Raw genomic sequence first — 17,199 nt, forward strand, 5'->3', positions numbered from 1 at the left:
GTTGCAGACACTGTTAAGCTTCCTCAAGCAAATACTTATATATTTACTTAAGCCTCTCTCATTTAACTTGTAATCCTATGAGCGTTATTTCTGAGTTCAAAGAATTTGTAGCAAAAGGCAACGTGCTCGACCTCGCGGTAGGCGTAATTATAGGTGCGTCTTTCGGCAGAATCGTTACCTCTTTGACTGAAGATATTCTCATGCCCCTAATCGGGTTGGCTACGGGCGGCGTCGACTTTAAGAATTGGTTTGTAGCTCTTAATGGGGAGTCGTATGCAACTATTGAAGCCGCGAAGGAAGCCGGAGCCGCGACGCTTAACTTTGGACTGTTCCTGAACGCAGTTATCTACTTCTTCATCATCGCCTTCTGCGTTTTCCTGATTGTGCGCTTTGCTAACCGCTTCCGCCAGCCTACAGAAGTGGTGGCCGTAGATCCAGGTCCAACGAAGGATCAGGCACTGCTTATGGAAATCCGTGACGCCCTGCGCCGTCCCTAATCCACACTGCTCGATGAGTACCAGCAAAAAAGCCCCCCAGCCAAAAGTTGATCTTAAGCTGGGGGCTTTTTTGCTATTCCGGTTATTGTGCGCAACCTTAGCGACCCGAAGAAACGCAACTAACCCAAAGAAATTCAGGCTGGTAGACTCAGTTACAAGTTTCTGGCGTTTGAAACTAACTTTATACAGACCCCGTTGCCGGGACGGGTACGAAAGTTGCCCTTCCGTCGTTTGGTAGCTATTCCTCTCTTTATCTTTTGTGCATGAAAAAGTTTCTTGCCGGCGCAGTGCTGGCGCTTTCCGGTCTGTTCATGGCGCCTGCTTACGCCCAGGTTGTGCCCCCCGCACCCGATCAGGAGGCAGGAGCCAAGCCTCGTAAACAGAAATCGAAAGACGAGTCGGCTGATGTGGCGCGCATGCAGCGCCGAATGAATATGAACCCCGATGACGCGAAGCGTGATCAACAGTTAGAAATTCTGGAAGCTCGCTCCGGTGCCAGCACGGCCAACACCAGCTTCGGTCGCGGCACTGGCCCGGCTCGTCAGTACGATAAGGGTACGGGCGGCTTCACGGTCAAAAAATTCAAAGACAAGCGTGTTGGTACCGCCAAGCAGAAGCGCGGCCTCTCGCGGGCCGCACCCGGCATTGATCCGAAAGGCAAGCCGCTGAAGCATAAGAAACGCAACGGCTTTTTGTTTTTTTAATTCTTTCAGCGTTGTCTTACATGAAAAAAGGCCCCCAGACTAGGTCTGGGGGCCTTTTTTCATGTCTTATTGAAATCGATAACTGAGTCCGAGTTTCAGGTACGACATGTCGTAACCTACTTCTCCAAAGGCTCCAAATCGCTCGGTGAGGTAGTAGCGTGCGCCCGCAAACAGCCCATACGCTAAGTGCAGGCCGTCGCCGGTATAACGGTCACGTTCAGCGGCCGTTGAAACTTCGTTTTTATAAAAATTAGCCCGCACACCCAAGCTGATACCGCCATAGGTATCGAGCTGAGGGTTGGTGGTGAAATTGTAATGGTAGGTAGCACGCCCCATAAGTACGATGTCGGTCCAGGTGGCGTCTTCGTCGGTGTTGGGAAAGTCGTAGCGGTAACCTTTGTAGCCAATAATGCCCCCCAGACCAATAGTACCCGGCCCGATGCCTTCTACCACGCCCCGATCATAAGCCAAGGTAAGTGCTGGTGCGCTTTTCAGGCTGCCAAACAGATCGTAGCCATTGTTGGGGCTCAACAGTCCCAAGCCCAAATTCACTATCGAGTAGCCTTTACGAAAGGTAGGCGTACTTTCTGGTTTGAATAACTCAGGAAAGCGGGTATCGAGGGGCGGAATTTCGTCGTCGCCTGACGTCTCAGCACTAGCTGGAACTGACTTTGTCGGCGTTGAAGCCGGTTTATTGGCTGTTGGCTTGGCAGTGGGTCGCCGGGCGGTTTGAGCCAAGGTTAATGAGTTCAGACCCATCCAGAGCGTAAGGCACAGTAGAAGCGAAAATGCTCTCATAAGTAGTAAAAGCAGTTGGCACAGTTGCGCCAGCTGGTAGTTAAAGTAGTCTGCTGCAAAGCTAAGCGATTCTGCGGCGAGCGGTAAAGCTTTTGGCTAAACGTAAAAAGCCCCACAACGGTATGTTGGGGGGCTTTTTATTCACTATTACTTCGTCGGCAACTTTTTACAGTGTCCGCTTCACTTCTTTTTCCTCGAAACCTTCGATGTTGTCGCCTTCGCGCAGATCATTGAAGTTCTTCACCGAGATACCGCACTCATAGCCCTGGCGCACTTCCGACACATCGTCTTTGTAGCGCTTGAGGTCTTGAATTTCGCCTGCGTACACCACAATACCGTCACGCACGACACGTACGCGGGTGCGGCGGGTGAAGGTACCTTCCGTCACCATACAGCCAGCAATAGAGCCCACTTTGGTGATGTTGAATACCTGACGAACCTCGGCGTTGGCAACTACTATCTCCTGCACCGATGGGGCCAGCATGCCTTCCATGGCATCTTTCACCTCATTGATAGCATTGTAGATAATCGAGTAGAGACGGATATCGATCTGCTCTTGTTCGGCCAATTTGCGAGCACTCTGCGAAGGACGAACCTGGAAGCCAATGATGATGGCATCGGAGGCCGAAGCCAACAGTACATCTGACTCGGAAATGGCGCCCACACCTTTGGCGAGGATATTCACCTTCACCTCAGGAGTAGAAAGCTTCAGCAGCGAATCCGAAAGTGCTTCTACCGAACCGTCCACGTCACCTTTTACAATCACATTCAGTTCCTTAAACGAACCGATAGCCAAGCGGCGCCCAATCTCATCAAGGGTGATGTGCTTCTTGGTGCGCATGCTCTGCTCACGCGAGAGTTGCTGACGCTGGGTGGCAAGTTCACGAGCTTCACGCTCCGTTTCCATCACCTGAATCTTATCACCAGCCTGTGGGGCACCGGTCAGACCGAGTACCTGCACCGGCGTAGCCGGACCAGCTGATTTCATTTTCTTACCGCGGTGATCGGTCATGGCCTTTACGCGGCCATAGTGCGGACCAGCCAACACAACGTCGCCTACGTGCAGCGTACCAGTTTGCACCAGCACCGTCGTTACGTAGCCACGGCCTTTGTCTAGCATGGCTTCGATCACAGTACCGACTGCATTGCGGTCAGGATTGGCTTTCAGCTCCAATAATTCGGCTTCCAGCAATACCTTTTCGAGCAAGTCGTCTATGCCGAGACCCGATTTAGCCGATACTTCCTGCGATTGGTATTTACCACCCCACTCTTCCACCAGGATGTTCATAGCCGACAGCTCCTCACGGATCTTTTCGGAGTTAGCACCCGGCTTGTCAATCTTGTTCATCGCAATTACGATCGGCACACCAGCGGCTTGCGCGTGGTTGATGGCTTCTCGCGTTTGTGGCATCACAGAGTCGTCAGCCGCAATTACAATGATAGCAATGTCCGTCACCTTAGCACCACGGGCACGCATGGCCGTAAAGGCTTCGTGACCCGGCGTATCAAGGAAGGTAACGCGCTTGTTAGAAGCGGTCATTACATCATAAGCGCCGATGTGCTGGGTAATACCACCGGCTTCGCCACTGGCTACCTTCGCATTCCGGATATAGTCAAGCAACGATGTTTTGCCGTGGTCGACGTGGCCCATGATGGTCACAATCGGCGCGCGGGGCACTAAGTCCTCTTCGCTGTCTTCAACCGTAACATCGGTTTCCTCTTCCTCAGCCGACAGGAATTCCACATCGTAGCCAAACTCATCGGCAATAACGGTGATGGCTTCCGCGTCGAGGCGCTGGTTGATGGAAACGAACATGCCCATGTTCAGGCACACTTTGATTACTTCGTTTACCGATACGTCCATAAGGGACGCAAGGTCGTTGGCCGAAATAAACTCAGTTACCTTCAGCGTCTTAGCATCCAACTCGTTCTGAGCGCGTTGGGCTTCGCGGTCTTCCGCTACACCGGCGCGCTTATCACGGCGATACTTTGCCCGGTTGTTCTGGTTGCCACCACGGCCACCGCTGAGCTTAGCCAACGTAGCCTTGATCTGCTCCTGAATCTGCTTATCGTTCTGCTCTGGGTTATTAGCAGCGGGAGCAGGCCGGGGGGCATTTTGATTCTGCCCTGGCTGACCTGGACGCGGACCAGGACCACCAGGACGAGGGGCACCCTGTCCTTGGCCACCAGCTGGGCGCGGCTGACCGGGAGTATTTGGGCGGTTACCCTGATATCCACCACCTTGCTGTCCGCCTTGGCCGCCCTGACCTCCTTGACCAGGAGTAGCAGGCGAGCCGGGTATAGCAATGCGCTGGCGCTTTTTCTTGTTATCTTGATTTATGCCACTCTTGCGCACATCCGACGAAGCGACGGGACGGGCACCCCGACCACCACGGCGTGAGGCATCCATGGGAAGCTCAATCTTACCTAGCACCGTCAGGCCTTTCAGCTGATCGGCCTTAGCTACGATTGTGCTATCCTCAACAGTTGGTGCCACTGGTTCGTCTGGAGTTACGGGTACCGGAGCTGCCGCAACTGGAGCTGCAGCGGCGACTGGAGCTTCAACTGGTGGAGCCGGAGCTGGAGTCGGTGCCGCTGGGGCCGGCGTGGGCTTTGCTTCGGCTACAGGAGCCGGCGCAGGCGCAACAACTTCTTTTGGTGCAGCTGGTGCGGGCTTTGGCTCTGGCTCAGGAGCCGGTGTAGCAGCTACAGTCGGAGCTGGCGCGGCTACTACCGGAGCAGGGGCCGGTGCTGGAGGCGTAGGGGCAGCCACTGGCCGCGGAGGCACGGGCCGTCCTTTTGCGTCGAGCTCTATTTTGCCTAGCACTTTCAAGCCGGGCACCTTTGGCGCCTCAGCTGGTGGTGCAGGAGCAGGCGTAGCAACTGGAGCCGGGGCAGGCGCGGCTTCTGCAACCACAGGTGCCGGAGCAGGCGCGGTTGGCCGAATTTCTTCGGCTGGCTTTACGGGTGCCTCGGCTGGGGCGGGCGCAGCAGTAGCACCGTTGGCCTTAGGAGCCACGGGTTCGGGGCGGGCATGGGCAGAAGCCTCCAGCTCGCTCTGGCGCTTGGCCTGGCTGAGCTTCGCAGCTTCGATCTTATCCTGAGCCGATGACTCAAAAGCTTTGTCGAGCAGGGAAACCTGCTCAGCCGTCAGCTTGGTCGTTGGCTTGTTTTCGATCTGGTGCCCTTTGCCCGCCAGAAAATCCACGATAGTGGACAATCCAACGTTCAGGTCTTTGGCCGCCTGATTCAGCCGTTTAGTTGCTACTTCCGCCATTCTGTGCTCGCGAACGATACTCGTATTGAGGTGCAAAGGTACTATATTAAATCTTGCCGAACGGCGTTGAATCGCGCCGCTTGGCACAATTCAACGCCCTTGCCGGACCGGCCGCCGCGCACTCATTGCGCGTCGCCGGAATTTGCTTGTTCTTCTTGTTCTTCGCTGTTGTCGTCGAATTCTTGCTTGATGATACGGAAAAGGTCTTCGACAGTCTCCTCTTCCAGTTCCGTGCGGCGCACGATATCTTCCTTGCTGACGGCTAGTACGGCGCGGCCTGTGTCAAGTCCGATTTTTTTCAATTCGGCCAATACCCAGGGCTCTACCTCGTCCTGGAACTCGTCGAGGGCGATATCCTCGTCATAGTCACCAGCTTCGCGGAACACATCAATTTCCATTCCTACCAAACGGCTGGCCAATTTGATGTTGGCACCGCCGCGGCCAATGGCCAAACTTACTTGGTCGGGCTTCAAGAACACGGAAACCCTACCAGTTTGTTCATTGATTTTCATTGAGCCAATCTTAGCCGGCGATAAAGCCCGCTGTATATATAGCTCTAAGTTATCTGTGTAATTGATAACGTCGATATTTTCGTTCTCCAACTCGCGCACAACGGCGTGAATACGAGCCCCTTTCATACCTACGCAAGCACCAACCGGGTCAATACGGTCATCGTAGCTTTCTACCGCTACTTTGGCCCGCTCACCGGGTTCGCGCACGATATTTTTGATGGTAATCAAGCCATCGTAAATCTCAGGCACTTCCTGCTCAAATAAGCGCTCCAAAAACGCCGGTGCAGCCCGCGAAAGGATAATTTTGGGCGTACCATTGATGATTTCAACGCGATGCACTACGGCACGCACGTTGTCGCCTTTACGGTAACGGTCTTTCGGGATCTGCTCCGATTTGGGCAGTACAAGCTCGTTTTCTTCTTTATCTAAGATGAGAGCCTCGCGGCTCCAAACCTGATAGACTTCGCCGGTCACGATTTCGCCTACCTGATCCTTATACTGCTGGTAGAGGTGGTCGCGCTCTAAATCTTTTACGCGCTGAATCAGCGTTTGACGCGCCATCAGCACGGCCCGACGGCCGAAGTCTTCGAGCTTTACTTCCTCGGCTACCTGCTCGCCTACTTCGAAGTCGGCCTCGATTTTCTGAGCCTCGGTCAACGGAATTTTATCGAAATCCCAGATATCCTCGGAGTTGTCGTCCACGATTTCACGGTTACGCCAAATTTCCAAGTCACCCTGGTCCACGTTCAGAATTACGTCGAAGTTCTCGTCGGTAGTGTACTTTTTCCGGATCATCGTGCGAAACACGTCCTCCAGAATACTCATCATGGTAGGACGATCGATGTTCTTGGAGCGGGCGAACTCGGCGAACGATTCAATTAGCACGTTGCTGTTCATAAATCACAGATTTTGCAGATTTAAAGAGATTGCGCAGATGCGAAAAGCAAGCAGCAGTTACAATTTAAGCAGATATTACTGGTTTAGCGGCAGTTGCCGGAGCTGAAAATTTGCCCCCCAGAAGTTGAATACAGCCGGATATTCGGCTTCATTCAACAAAACCTGCATTCCTATTTAAATGAAATCACAACCCGAGCCTCCGCGATGGTTGAGAAGGAGATAAATGCGGTGGGCAGGGTCTTCGTTTTATTCTTTTCTTTCACTTCTTCAGTCAGCTGAACACCTTCAGCCTCAGTTGCTTCGAGGGTCCCGGTTTTCTCAGTGCCATCGGTGAGTTTCAGTTGCAGCTTACGGCCAACGTGGCGGGTGTACTGGCGTGAATCGGTCAGTGGCTGGTCGGCACCGGGGGAGGTAACTTCCAACGTGTAACTGGCTTCTTCCCCGTACGTTTCATCGATGCGATGGGCAAGACGGCGGCTTACGCGGGCATATTCTTCAATACCCATACCCTGCTCGCTATCCAGGATGGCCGTAATCTTGGGGCGAACGGCGGAGTCGGACACGGTCAGGCCCACAACGAACAGCTCCGGGCCGGACAGGCTTTCTTGGAGCATTTCGAGTAGTTGGGTACGGTCAAATCGCATACAGACTGAACTAGGTGACAAAAGAAAGAGGGGACGACTCGTCCCCTCTTTTTAACTTCATTGCTGGTGCAAAGATAGTACAATATTCGGCTGAATGCAAGGCTGCGCCGATGATACGATGCAGTGACATGAGCCTACCGTTTTATCTCTACCCAGCCTTTCGCTGATTTGCCGTCTGTATCGCGCAGCAGATAGTAGTAAACACCCTCGGGTAGCTTGTCGCCGCTCCAGTCGTTCTGATAGTTGTCGGCTTCGTACACTTTACTGCCCCAGCGCGTGAACACGGTCAGATGAGCGTTTTTACAGCTGATCCGAGGGGCAAATGTGTCGTTCAGATTATCATTATTAGGTGTGAAGATGTTCGGCATCTGTACCTTACCTACTTTCACCGCCGCAAACTGCGTGACGACGGTGCAACCGGCGTATCGAGCTGTAAGCTGCACGGGGTATGTGCCGGGATTTTCGTATACATGGCTAGGCGCTTCCTCATTGGAAGTGGTACCGTCGCCAAAATCCCAGCTAAAGCTACCGCCAGCCAATACGGGTGCAAACTGCATCGTGAAGGGCGCTAAGCCAGTGTATTCAGGCGCAGCCTGGCACTCGGGCGTATTCAGGCTTACGTTGGTAGATGACGTAGGCGCTATGGTTACTTTACGAGTCGATACAATTTTACAAACGCCTACTGTTACGGTGTACTCAAGGGTAAAAATGCCCCCCAGATTATTGGTGTTGGGCGGAGTGAACATGCCATCAGCCGTCATACCGGGTCCGCTCCAGACGCCGCCGACTGGGGAGGCACGCAACATGCGGAAGGCCCGCGTTTCATCCGAGCATAGCGTAGTATCGCGACCGGCTGATACGGCGGGTTGGGCGTCCACCACGATTGTGCGGGAAAACGTGCCGCAGCCAAGAGTATCAGCCAGCGTATAGGTTATTACATGGGAGCCTATGCCAGCTGCGCTCGGATTGAAGGTACTTCCCGTAACACCTCGTCCGCTAAAGGTACCACCGGCGGGCGTAGCTGTGAGCGGCACAGCCGTAGTATTGCTGCACACGGTGGCCGGGGGCGCAAATGTGATGGCCGCCTCCGGAGTTACGGTCATGCGCAGTAGCTTGGTGCTCTGGCACACGCCGGTTGTGTTTACAGTGTAAGTCAGTGTATTGCGACCTACCAATGAAGCGCTGGGAGTAAATTGGTAGCCACCGCCTGCAATGGCTGTAACGCCCGGGCCGCTCCAGACACCGCCAGCCGGACTGCCGCCCAAACGCTGCGCGCCGGCGTTGTAGCACACCGTCCGGTTGGGACCAGGATTCACCACGACAGCCGCGAAGTCTATCTTAAAGGCGGCGTTATTGCAGTTAGTCGCATTATTGGTAGTACTATAAAAATTGGCCCCCGGCGGCACTGGAAAGCCCGAAGTGCCTCCGCAGCCACCGCACACGGCTTGGTAGATAGCGCCCCGCTTATCAAAGCGGGAAGTACCGCCATCTACGTGCTCGCCCCGGCCACCATTTTCCCCAAAGAAAGTAGCGTATTCAATAGCCGTCATGCCCGGCTTAAACTGAACAATATAAAAATCGGAGCCATCGGTGGTGCGCTGGGAAGCATCGGGCGTGGTGGGCAAACCTTGCGTATTGCCGCCATTGGAGTTGGTAGCGCCGCCCCAGCCGCTCACGTAGATACGCTCGCAATCATCTACCAGAAAGGCTGTTAGAGATAAGTCGGGCACAGCACGGCCGGTACCGAACGTCGTTGAGTACGGGCTTGTAGTAAGTGTGTTATCGAATTTTTGCACAAACTGGCGGCCATTGGCTACACCGTATAAGCCGGCCGTACGCGGAAATGCGCCCCGAGTCTGGCCCAGCACATACACGTTAGCAACGGCATCCAGTTGCAAAAAATAAGTCTGATCTATTTCCGGGGTGCCCACATACGTGGCGTGGGTTAAAGCAGCTCCATCGCTGCTGATGCGTGCCACAAACCCATCGATTCCGCCGCGCAGCTGGGGCTGATACCGGCCCGTGGTACCGGCCAGATTGGAGCTGGTAGTGCCGCCACTCACATACACGTTGCGGTCATCATCTATTTGTATGGAATAGGCCGCGTCGGCACCGGAGCCCCCCAGATAGCTGGACCAAACCAACGTGCGCAAATCGGCGGCAAACTTTAGCACCACGGCATCGGAGGCGCCGCCCTGACTGGTACTACGGAAACCGTTCCGAACCGGAAAGCCAGTGCTGTTTGTGGTAGAGGCTATGTAGATATTTCCTTCTGTGTCGGTGATAATATCTCCCCGGAATTCGTCGCCGTAGTTTTGGGTCAGCGTCGTAGCGCCCAGAATAATACCGTCGGTGCCGGTGCCGCCTAAATAAGTGGAGGCCACCAGCGTACTGCCGCTACTATTAAGCTTACTCACGAATAAATCAGCCCCTGCCTCATAGTTCATTCCGGGCCCGCCGCCTTGCGGAACAACTCGGGGCCCGCCATTAAAGGAATCGTCGAACGTGGTGCGCGAAACGGGAAAGTTGTTGGAGCCCGTAGAGCCGAGGATCACCAATTCATTCTGGCTGTTTACCACTAAGCTGTGCGGAGCGTCGATCAAATTGCCCCCCAAGTACGTGGCATACAAGCGGGCGGCACTGCCCCGCACGGTTGTGTTATACTTAATGATGGCCACATCAACCCCACCGCCAAAGCTCTGGCTAACAGCCCCTAACGATGCCGGATAGCCCAATCCAAACACGATGCCGCCGGAGTACATATTGCCCTGCGCGTCGTAAGTAGCCGTGAAGCCCCAGTTATCGGCTGTTGAGCCAGTGAAGGACGAAAAGATAACCGTGGGGTCAATAATCAGCGGCTGGCGCGAGTCATAAGCGCCCACGCGGAAGCTGAGCACGTTTTTCTCCAGTATAAACGCACACGCCACTGGCACGCGCTGCCCGTTTATTTCCTGCCATGCCTTCGGTGTTTGCTCCGTGACGGTGCCCACGCTGGTTTGCACCACTAGCTGACCGTTTTCCAGACTCAGACGCTCGGTGCCGGTATAGCGCAGCCGAATGGCAGATGGCTTGCCGCCCGGCTGCACCGTGAAGTCGTACTCCAAATTGCCCCCCGCATTCTCGTATACTCGGGCGCCGATGCGCGGGTACACATTGGTATAGCGCACTTGCCTGAACCCTCGGACGCTGGACGCCCAATGCTTGGCATCATTGCCCAGAAAGTAATTGCGAAAGCCTGCCGTGGGCTCGTCGGGAGTAAGACTGGTGCCTGAGCTGCTGCCATCAAAGGTGACGCGGTAAGCATGCGCCCGTAGTTTTTCCGAACCGGCGCCAGCGGGGCTCGAATGCTCGCGGTGGCTGCGTAAGGCTTCCGGGTCGGCGAAGGTGTAGGTGAAGCCCGTTTTTTCGAGGAATAGCCGCCCCGCGGGCAGCTCGGCCATGTACTGCGCGCGGGCATCCCACTGCCCCTTATTCTCCACAAACTCTAATGACTTGGTAGTTGGGGCCGATGCTGCGGGCTTGGCCTGAACCGATACCCAGACAGAGGCCGTAAGCGCCACTGTAGATAGAAGTAAACGAAGGGTAGAATACAGCATAGTGTCAGCTAAATAAGGATAGCGCAAGCTACGATTTATTGAGGCGGCTTCAGCTAGGTCAGGGCGGGTGAGAAGCGGAATTTTGCCCCCCAGCTTTTACTGGCTTATCAAGTGAGCACCGGCGGCATTCGCGGTGCATGCGCTACCTTTGAGTTCTCCGTAATTAAGAGTTGTTTATTCGTGCGTCGCTCCTTCGCTTTCAAGTGTACTCTGCTAATTCTGCTGTGGCTTTTGGTAGCCATTGGGTGCGTGCAGATTCCGGCTCACACGTTCTGGCCAGCGTCGTTTGGAGCGCTTACCTTGCCCGTCGCACTGGCGCTAAATCTGCTAGCTGTCGTTTATTGGTTTTTGCGCGACTGGCGCGTGGCAGCTCTGCCCCTGCTAGCCGCCTTGCTTACCTGGCCGCATTTTCAGCGGGGCGTGGCTTTACATCCGCTGCATACGGCGCAGGCGCCCACCGGCAAAGCTGATAAACAAGTGCGGCTGCTGAGTGCCAACGTGCGCATCTTCAACGTGTACCCGCAGCTCCGCGACCCTGATCTGGCTTCTTCCAAAAAGATGATTCAGTGGCTGGCCGACAACTCCGCCGATGTGCTGTGCCTGCAGGAATTCTATAATGAGCCCCGCGGCTCCCGGGAGGATGGCCAGGTGTTTCGGGCAGTCGATAAAATTGGAGAGGAAAGCGGGCGGGGGGCTTTTTTATCCAAAACGCTGACCAATGGCATCGGGGCGGAATTTGGGCTGGCCATTTTTTCTCGCTTTCCGATTGTAAAGCGGGGCACCATTTCCTTTGGCAAGCTCACGCAGAATCACGCCATGTTCGCCGACGTGCGGCTGCCCGCCGGCGACACCATTCGGGTGTATAACTTTCATCTCCAGAGTATGAGCATGGAGGAAAAAGCTATTGTCGATAGCTATTCGAGTCGGGAAGGGCTGAAGCGGGAGGGCCGCGGCCTGCTACGCCGCTACAAGCGCGGCCTCATTGCGCGCAGCGTACAGATAGACACTTTAATCCGCCGCTTTGAGCGCTGCCGCTACCCTATTCTGCTCTGCGCCGACCTCAACGATCTTCCCTACAGCTACACCTACGACCAGCTCGCCGATCGTTTTCAGAATGCCTGGACTACCGTTGGCACCGGCGTAGGCGCTACTTATAACGGCCGCCTGCCCTTCGTCCGCATCGATCACCAGTTTGCCGGTCCGCGCTGGCTGGTCGAAGACTTTCAGGTGCACTACGAAATTCCTTACTCCGACCATTTCCCGACGTCGGGCACATACCGCCTGAAGTAAAGCTGCCGATAACCCAGTGAGGTGCGTTCGGGCCTGAGCGCACCTGAGCGCAGCAGTATTTGACAAGCTACGATGATCTGGGGGCTTTTTTAAATCTGCAAAGCGCCAACAACAGCCAACTATTTTATTACTATCGGCTTTGAGTTTAAACTACTCATTGAACTTTATATACTACTCACAGGAATTATGTACTAATAAATAGCCTTTCCGAGCTGCTAGTGCAGGATTTATTTCTGGTTAATCGATAACCGGTAAACCACGTACCAGATGCTATTCTCTAAGCTTACCAAGCTGTAAGTACTTACTTTTACTGCATGCACCACCCGCTTTCGCTCTACAACACCCTTAGCCGCCGCAAAGAGGCGTTCGAACCTGTACACTCGCCTTTCGTTGGCGTGTATCTATGCGGTCCTACCGTGTATAGTGAGGCTCATTTGGGCAACGCCCGTGGCCCGGTAGTCTTCGACGTTCTCACGCGCTACCTCCGCCACCTCGGCTACACCGTTCGCTACGTGCGCAATATCACGGACGTAGGCCACCTCGAAAGTGACGCCGATGAAGGCGAGGACAAGATGGAAAAAGCTGCCCGCGCTCAGCGGCAGGAGCCCATGCAGATTGCGCAGCACTACGTTAATCTTTACCGCCAGAATATGCTGGCGCTGGGCTGCTTACCGCCCGATATCGAGCCCCAGGCCAGCGGCCACATCACGGAGCAGATCAGCATGGTGGAGGAAATCATTGCCAATGGCTTTGCCTACGAAGTGAACGGCAGTGTATACTTCGATGTGCCCCGCTACAATGCCGAACAGGACCGCTACGGCAAGCTCTCCAACCGAAGCATCGACGACCAGCTGGCCGGCACCCGCGACACGCTGGCCGGGCAGGACGAAAAGCGCAGCCCCCTGGATTTCGCACTCTGGAAAAAAGCGTCGCCGGAACATATTATGCGCTGGCCTTCGCCCTGGGGCGATGGATTTCCCGGCTGGCACCTCGAGTGCTCGGCCATGAGCCGCAAGTACCTAGGCCAGCTCTCAGACATTCACGGCGGCGGCCTGGATCTGATGTTTCCGCACCACGAGTGCGAGATAGCGCAGAGCCAGGGCAGCCATACCCACACCGACGAGTCGCGCTTCTGGGTGCATCACAACCTTATAACCGTAAATGGCACCAAGATGAGCAAGAGCCTGGGCAACTTCGTGCTGCTGGGCAGTATGTTCAAGGGGCCCACGGCTACGCTTACGCAGGCCTATTCGCCTATGGTAGTGCGCTTTTTCCTGTTGCAGGCGCATTATCGCAGCCCCGTTGATGTGTCGGATGAGGCGATGCAGGCGGCCCGCAAAGGCTACCGCAAGCTCATGAATGGATTGCGCCTGCTGGAAAAGCTGAGCCTGCCCGAAGGAACAGAGCGCCAGCCAGACACCGAGAAGGCCGACACCGAGCTGCGCAAGCTCGTCGCCGATTGCTTTACGGGGCTTAATGACGATCTGAATACTGCGCGGGCCATAGCCAGCCTATTCAATCTGCTGCGCAAGCTCAACGGCTTCTTTGCTAATCTGCCCACGCTGGCTACGGTAAGCGAAGCGGCCCTGGATGAGGCAACCACCGCTTACCGCACGTTGGTAAGCGAGATTCTGGGCCTTCAGGATGAGCCGCGCGCCAATGCCGAACAGCTTCTAAACCTGACCCTGGATTTTTATCAGGAAGCCAAAGCCACCAAAGCGTACGATAAGGTAGACCAGATTCGGGCTGCCCTGAAGCAGCAAGGTATTGTCATTAAAGACCTAAAAACCGGCGTCGACTGGGCCTACAGCGAAGACTAAAAGCACTTAATGCTACCACCGGAACCGCAGAGGGCAATAAAAAAGCCCCCCAGCGTTTCTTACCCTGCTGCTTATCCGCAAACAGAAGCCGGCGCGGCCCACTGTCTGCTGCCCACCCAACGAACAACGCGCCAAGTCAAGCCCGCTGATACTGTGCCCCTTATGAAGCTTTTTCGTCTTGCTCCTGTTGCTGTAGTTGCACTGCTAGTGCTCACAGGCTGCCCCGACAGAACCCGACAGGAATCTGCCACCACTCCAGAAGAGCCCGCCATGCGCGCTGCCCCCGCCTTCAATGCCGATTCGGCGTATGCTTTTACAGCCAAACAGGTAGCTTTTGGCCCCCGAGTGCCTAGTTCGCCAGCCCATGCAACCTGCGGCGATTGGCTGGTGGCGGAGTTCAAGCAAATGGGATTGACGGTACGCGAGCAGCCATTCGAGGCTATGGCCTGGGATGGCAAAATGCTGCGTGCCCGCAATATCATCGCCCAATTTGCCCCCCAGGCCGCTCGCCGCGTTGCGGTGTTCGCCCATTGGGACACGCGCCCCTTCGCCGATAAAGACAAACAAAATCCGAACGCCCCGCTCGATGGGGCCAGCGATGGGGCCAGTGGTGTAGCGGTAGCGCTGGAAATGGCCCGCGTTCTGAGCCAGCAGTCCGATAGCACAGCCCCTGCCGTGGGTGTCGATTTTATCCTTTTCGACGCCGAGGACTATGGGTACGACACTGCCACGCAGAGCAAACTCCAAAACAAGCTGGCCGCTCAAGGCACTGATACCTGGTGCTTGGGTTCGCAGTATTGGTCTAAAAACCTGTTGCCGGCCGGTTACAAACCAAGCTATGGCATTTTGCTGGATATGGTGGGCGCCCAAAACGCCAAGTTCAGTCGTGAGCAGCTCTCCCGCGAAGTAGCCCGCGACGTAGTAGATAAGGTTTGGAATACGGCCGCCCGCCTCGGCTACTCCGATTTTTTCCTGTTTCAAGACAGCCCCGGCATCACCGACGACCACGTGTACACCAATCAGGCCGGCGTACGCACCATCGATATCATCGACCACTTGCCCATCGGCGACGACTATTTTCCTGCCTACCACCACACTACGCAGGATAATATGAGCATCATCGACCGGCGTACGCTCAAAGCCGTCGGGCAGACAGTGCTACAGACGGTGTACGCTGAGTAGCGGCCACAGAAAATTCAAAACCGCAAAAGCCTCCCCTGATCAGGGGAGGCTTTTTGGATAGCATGGGAACCTTGAATCAATAAATGAGCTGGGTGAGAATACGTTTGCCAGTTAGCTGCTTGGCTTCCACCCAACCTTCTCAGCCCACAATTCGGCGGCGTAATAAAGCAAGTGAAACACAGGTTCTTTCAAATACAGATACCCCTCAATACTATACGGGAATAGCGCTGCTGCCCGAAGCTTCAATTCACCATATTCTTCCCGAGCCAAGGGTTGAGCCCGCAGATAGTCGCGGAAGAGCAGGGCGTAACGGGCATTAAACCGGCCAGCCTCCCGAATATGCAGATGCATGCGCCGCTCGCCCGAAGGTTCGCGCATGTAGTATTTGTAGAGTTCTGGTGATTGTGGCGGCAGCCCGTTAAAGATGTCGCAGGTTATGCTTTCCCCTTTCTGGAAACCTGCACGGCGAAGCTCCTGCGTAAGGCTGCCCACATCCGCTATACTCGACACTTGGATCTGTACATCGAGCACGTCTTTAGCGCACAGGCTGGGCACAGCAGTGGAGCCGATATGATTGATTTCGAGCAGGCTCGGGCCCGCCACTTTCCGCAGACGCTGGGCTAGTTCGGCGAACTCATGTGACCACGCTGGCTGGTACGGCAGCAGTACTACCGGCCGCGAGGAAGCAAAAGCTGGCAAACTATGCATGCGTTTTCCTGTAGACAGCCACTACCTTTTAGCCAAGCATTTCAGCGAATATCAAAAACCATATTGTTTGTCTTGGCGGCCCTAACCTAGGGCCGCTTCCGTGTGCTGAGCTACACTCACATAGTTTAGGTGCACACCAGCTTCATCGACTACCATGTGGGCGGCGCGTCCGCAAATCAAGGCCATATTTAGCGGCTCATGACCCACCGGAAAGCCATAAGCTACCGGAAAATCATACTTGGCGGCATACGTCCGGATGATTTCGTAGGGTGTTTGGCCGAAAGGAATTAGGTTATCGTTGGAATCGGTGAAATGCCCCACCAGCAACCCTGCCAGGCTGGCAAGCTTGCCGGTACGGTCGAGGTGTACCATCATGCGGTCGATGTTGTACAGATACTCATCGATGTCCTCAATAAACAAAATACGACCAGCCAGCGAGCAGTCGGAGGCCGTGCCGGTAATAGTTTGCAGTAGGCTCAGATTGCCGCCAATCAGCTCGCCGGTAGCGCTACCCAGGCGGTTAAATGCGTGCTGGGGGGCAAAATAGCTAATGGGCTCCCCGAATAAAGCGCGCCGCAGGCTTTCCAATGCCTCCTCCCCTCCTTCCTGATTGAAGAGCAGCGGCATTACGCCGTGAATACTCTCGTGGCCCAGCGCCAGCAAGTGGCAATTAAGCGTAGTGATGTCGCTGAAGCCCGCAATCCATTTGGGGTTATCGGCAAAGCGCGAAAATTCTAGTTGGTCGATGATGCGCGTAGTGCCGTAGCCGCCACGGGCGCACAAGATGGCGCGAATGCTGGGGTCGTCGAGCTGCTGCTGAATATCCTGGCGGCGCAGCTCGTCGGGGCCGGCAAACTGATGATGCTGGGCGGTTACGGTAGCTCCCAATACTACTTCCAGGCCCCAGGCAGTCAGAATAGCAATAGATGCCTCCAGTTCCTGATGGGTAACTTTACGGGCAGGGCACACAATAGCGACTCGGTCGCCGGAACGCAGGACAGGAGGGGCAGTAGGCATGGCTGGGGGGCAAATTTGACCGGTCGCAAACCTACGGACAATCCAGCGTTTACCAGAATCAGCGTGACGTATTAATTCTGCTCAGCCAGCAGAAACTCCACAGCCCAGTCTTTTGAATTTAAACAAGAAATCAATGGACAACTATTTTTCTGATGTGCCTTCTTATAAGCCAGCAAACCAGCGGGCATAAAAAAACACCGTGCAGTGCACGGTGCCTTTCTGAGCTATGAAAACAAACTTAGCTATCAGAAAACCTC

At 55.0% G+C, this 17,199-nt stretch carries 12 protein-coding genes; 5 read left to right on the top strand and 7 right to left on the bottom strand.

What is annotated here, in order from left to right:
• Positions 1-77: 77 nt before the first annotated feature.
• The gene (gene mscL / locus IEW06_RS02920) at positions 78-497 is read left to right on the top strand and encodes a large conductance mechanosensitive channel protein MscL (RefSeq protein WP_187733985.1); all 420 of its coding nucleotides are present in this window, start codon (positions 78-80) and stop codon (positions 495-497) included.
• A 263-nt stretch (positions 498-760) separates the two neighbouring features.
• Positions 761-1,201, top strand: coding sequence for a hypothetical protein (locus IEW06_RS02925; protein ID WP_187733984.1), 441 nt, complete (start codon positions 761-763; stop codon positions 1,199-1,201).
• Positions 1,202-1,267: 66 nt separating this feature from the next.
• On the opposite strand, the gene IEW06_RS02930 is transcribed toward IEW06_RS02925, so the two are convergent.
• The 5 genes from IEW06_RS02930 to IEW06_RS02950 all read right to left on the bottom strand — a co-directional run bounded on the left by IEW06_RS02930 (position 1,268) and on the right by IEW06_RS02950 (position 10,925).
• Positions 1,268-1,999, bottom strand: a complete 732-nt coding sequence (locus tag IEW06_RS02930) for a putative outer membrane beta-barrel protein (protein WP_187733983.1) — start codon at positions 1,997-1,999, stop codon at positions 1,268-1,270.
• A 166-nt stretch (positions 2,000-2,165) separates the two neighbouring features.
• Positions 2,166-5,276 carry a translation initiation factor IF-2 gene (gene infB, locus IEW06_RS02935; RefSeq protein WP_187734233.1) on the bottom strand — a complete coding sequence of 1,037 codons (3,111 nt, stop codon included), beginning with the start codon at positions 5,274-5,276 and terminating at the stop codon, positions 2,166-2,168.
• A 122-nt stretch (positions 5,277-5,398) separates the two neighbouring features.
• Complete coding sequence (gene nusA, locus IEW06_RS02940) at positions 5,399-6,685, bottom strand: transcription termination factor NusA (protein WP_187733982.1); 1,287 nt, start codon at positions 6,683-6,685, stop codon at positions 5,399-5,401.
• 170 nt (positions 6,686-6,855) lie between these two features.
• Positions 6,856-7,299 (bottom strand): ribosome maturation factor RimP, encoded by a 444-nt coding sequence (gene rimP / locus IEW06_RS02945; protein ID WP_187733981.1) that lies wholly within the window; start codon positions 7,297-7,299, stop codon positions 6,856-6,858.
• Between the two features lie 164 nt (positions 7,300-7,463).
• Positions 7,464-10,925: a DUF7948 domain-containing protein gene (locus IEW06_RS02950; RefSeq protein ID WP_188547397.1), complete on the bottom strand. Its 3,462-nt coding sequence runs from the start codon at positions 10,923-10,925 to the stop codon at positions 7,464-7,466.
• 180 nt (positions 10,926-11,105) lie between these two features.
• Between IEW06_RS02950 and IEW06_RS02955 the strand changes: the two genes are divergently transcribed.
• The 3 genes from IEW06_RS02955 (at position 11,106) to IEW06_RS02965 (ending at position 15,217) form a co-directional block, all read left to right on the top strand.
• On the top strand, positions 11,106-12,215 hold the full coding sequence (locus IEW06_RS02955) for an endonuclease/exonuclease/phosphatase family protein (protein ID WP_187733978.1): 1,110 nt from the start codon (positions 11,106-11,108) through the stop codon (positions 12,213-12,215).
• 314 nt (positions 12,216-12,529) lie between these two features.
• Positions 12,530-14,035: a cysteine--tRNA ligase gene (cysS, locus tag IEW06_RS02960; RefSeq protein ID WP_187733977.1), complete on the top strand. Its 1,506-nt coding sequence runs from the start codon at positions 12,530-12,532 to the stop codon at positions 14,033-14,035.
• Positions 14,036-14,197: 162 nt separating this feature from the next.
• Positions 14,198-15,217, top strand: a complete 1,020-nt coding sequence (locus IEW06_RS02965) for a M28 family peptidase (protein ID WP_188547399.1) — start codon at positions 14,198-14,200, stop codon at positions 15,215-15,217.
• 111 nt (positions 15,218-15,328) lie between these two features.
• Here the strand turns inward: IEW06_RS02965 and IEW06_RS02970 are convergent, their stop codons facing one another.
• Positions 15,329-15,925 carry a GrpB family protein gene (locus tag IEW06_RS02970; protein ID WP_187733976.1) on the bottom strand — a complete coding sequence of 199 codons (597 nt, stop codon included), beginning with the start codon at positions 15,923-15,925 and terminating at the stop codon, positions 15,329-15,331.
• An 81-nt stretch (positions 15,926-16,006) separates the two neighbouring features.
• Positions 16,007-16,942, bottom strand: a complete 936-nt coding sequence (locus IEW06_RS02975; protein WP_188547401.1) for a S66 peptidase family protein — start codon at positions 16,940-16,942, stop codon at positions 16,007-16,009.
• Positions 16,943-17,199 lie beyond the last annotated feature (257 nt).

The organism is Hymenobacter qilianensis (assembly GCF_014638675.1).
Taxonomy (GTDB): Bacteria; Bacteroidota; Bacteroidia; order Cytophagales; family Hymenobacteraceae; genus Hymenobacter; species Hymenobacter qilianensis.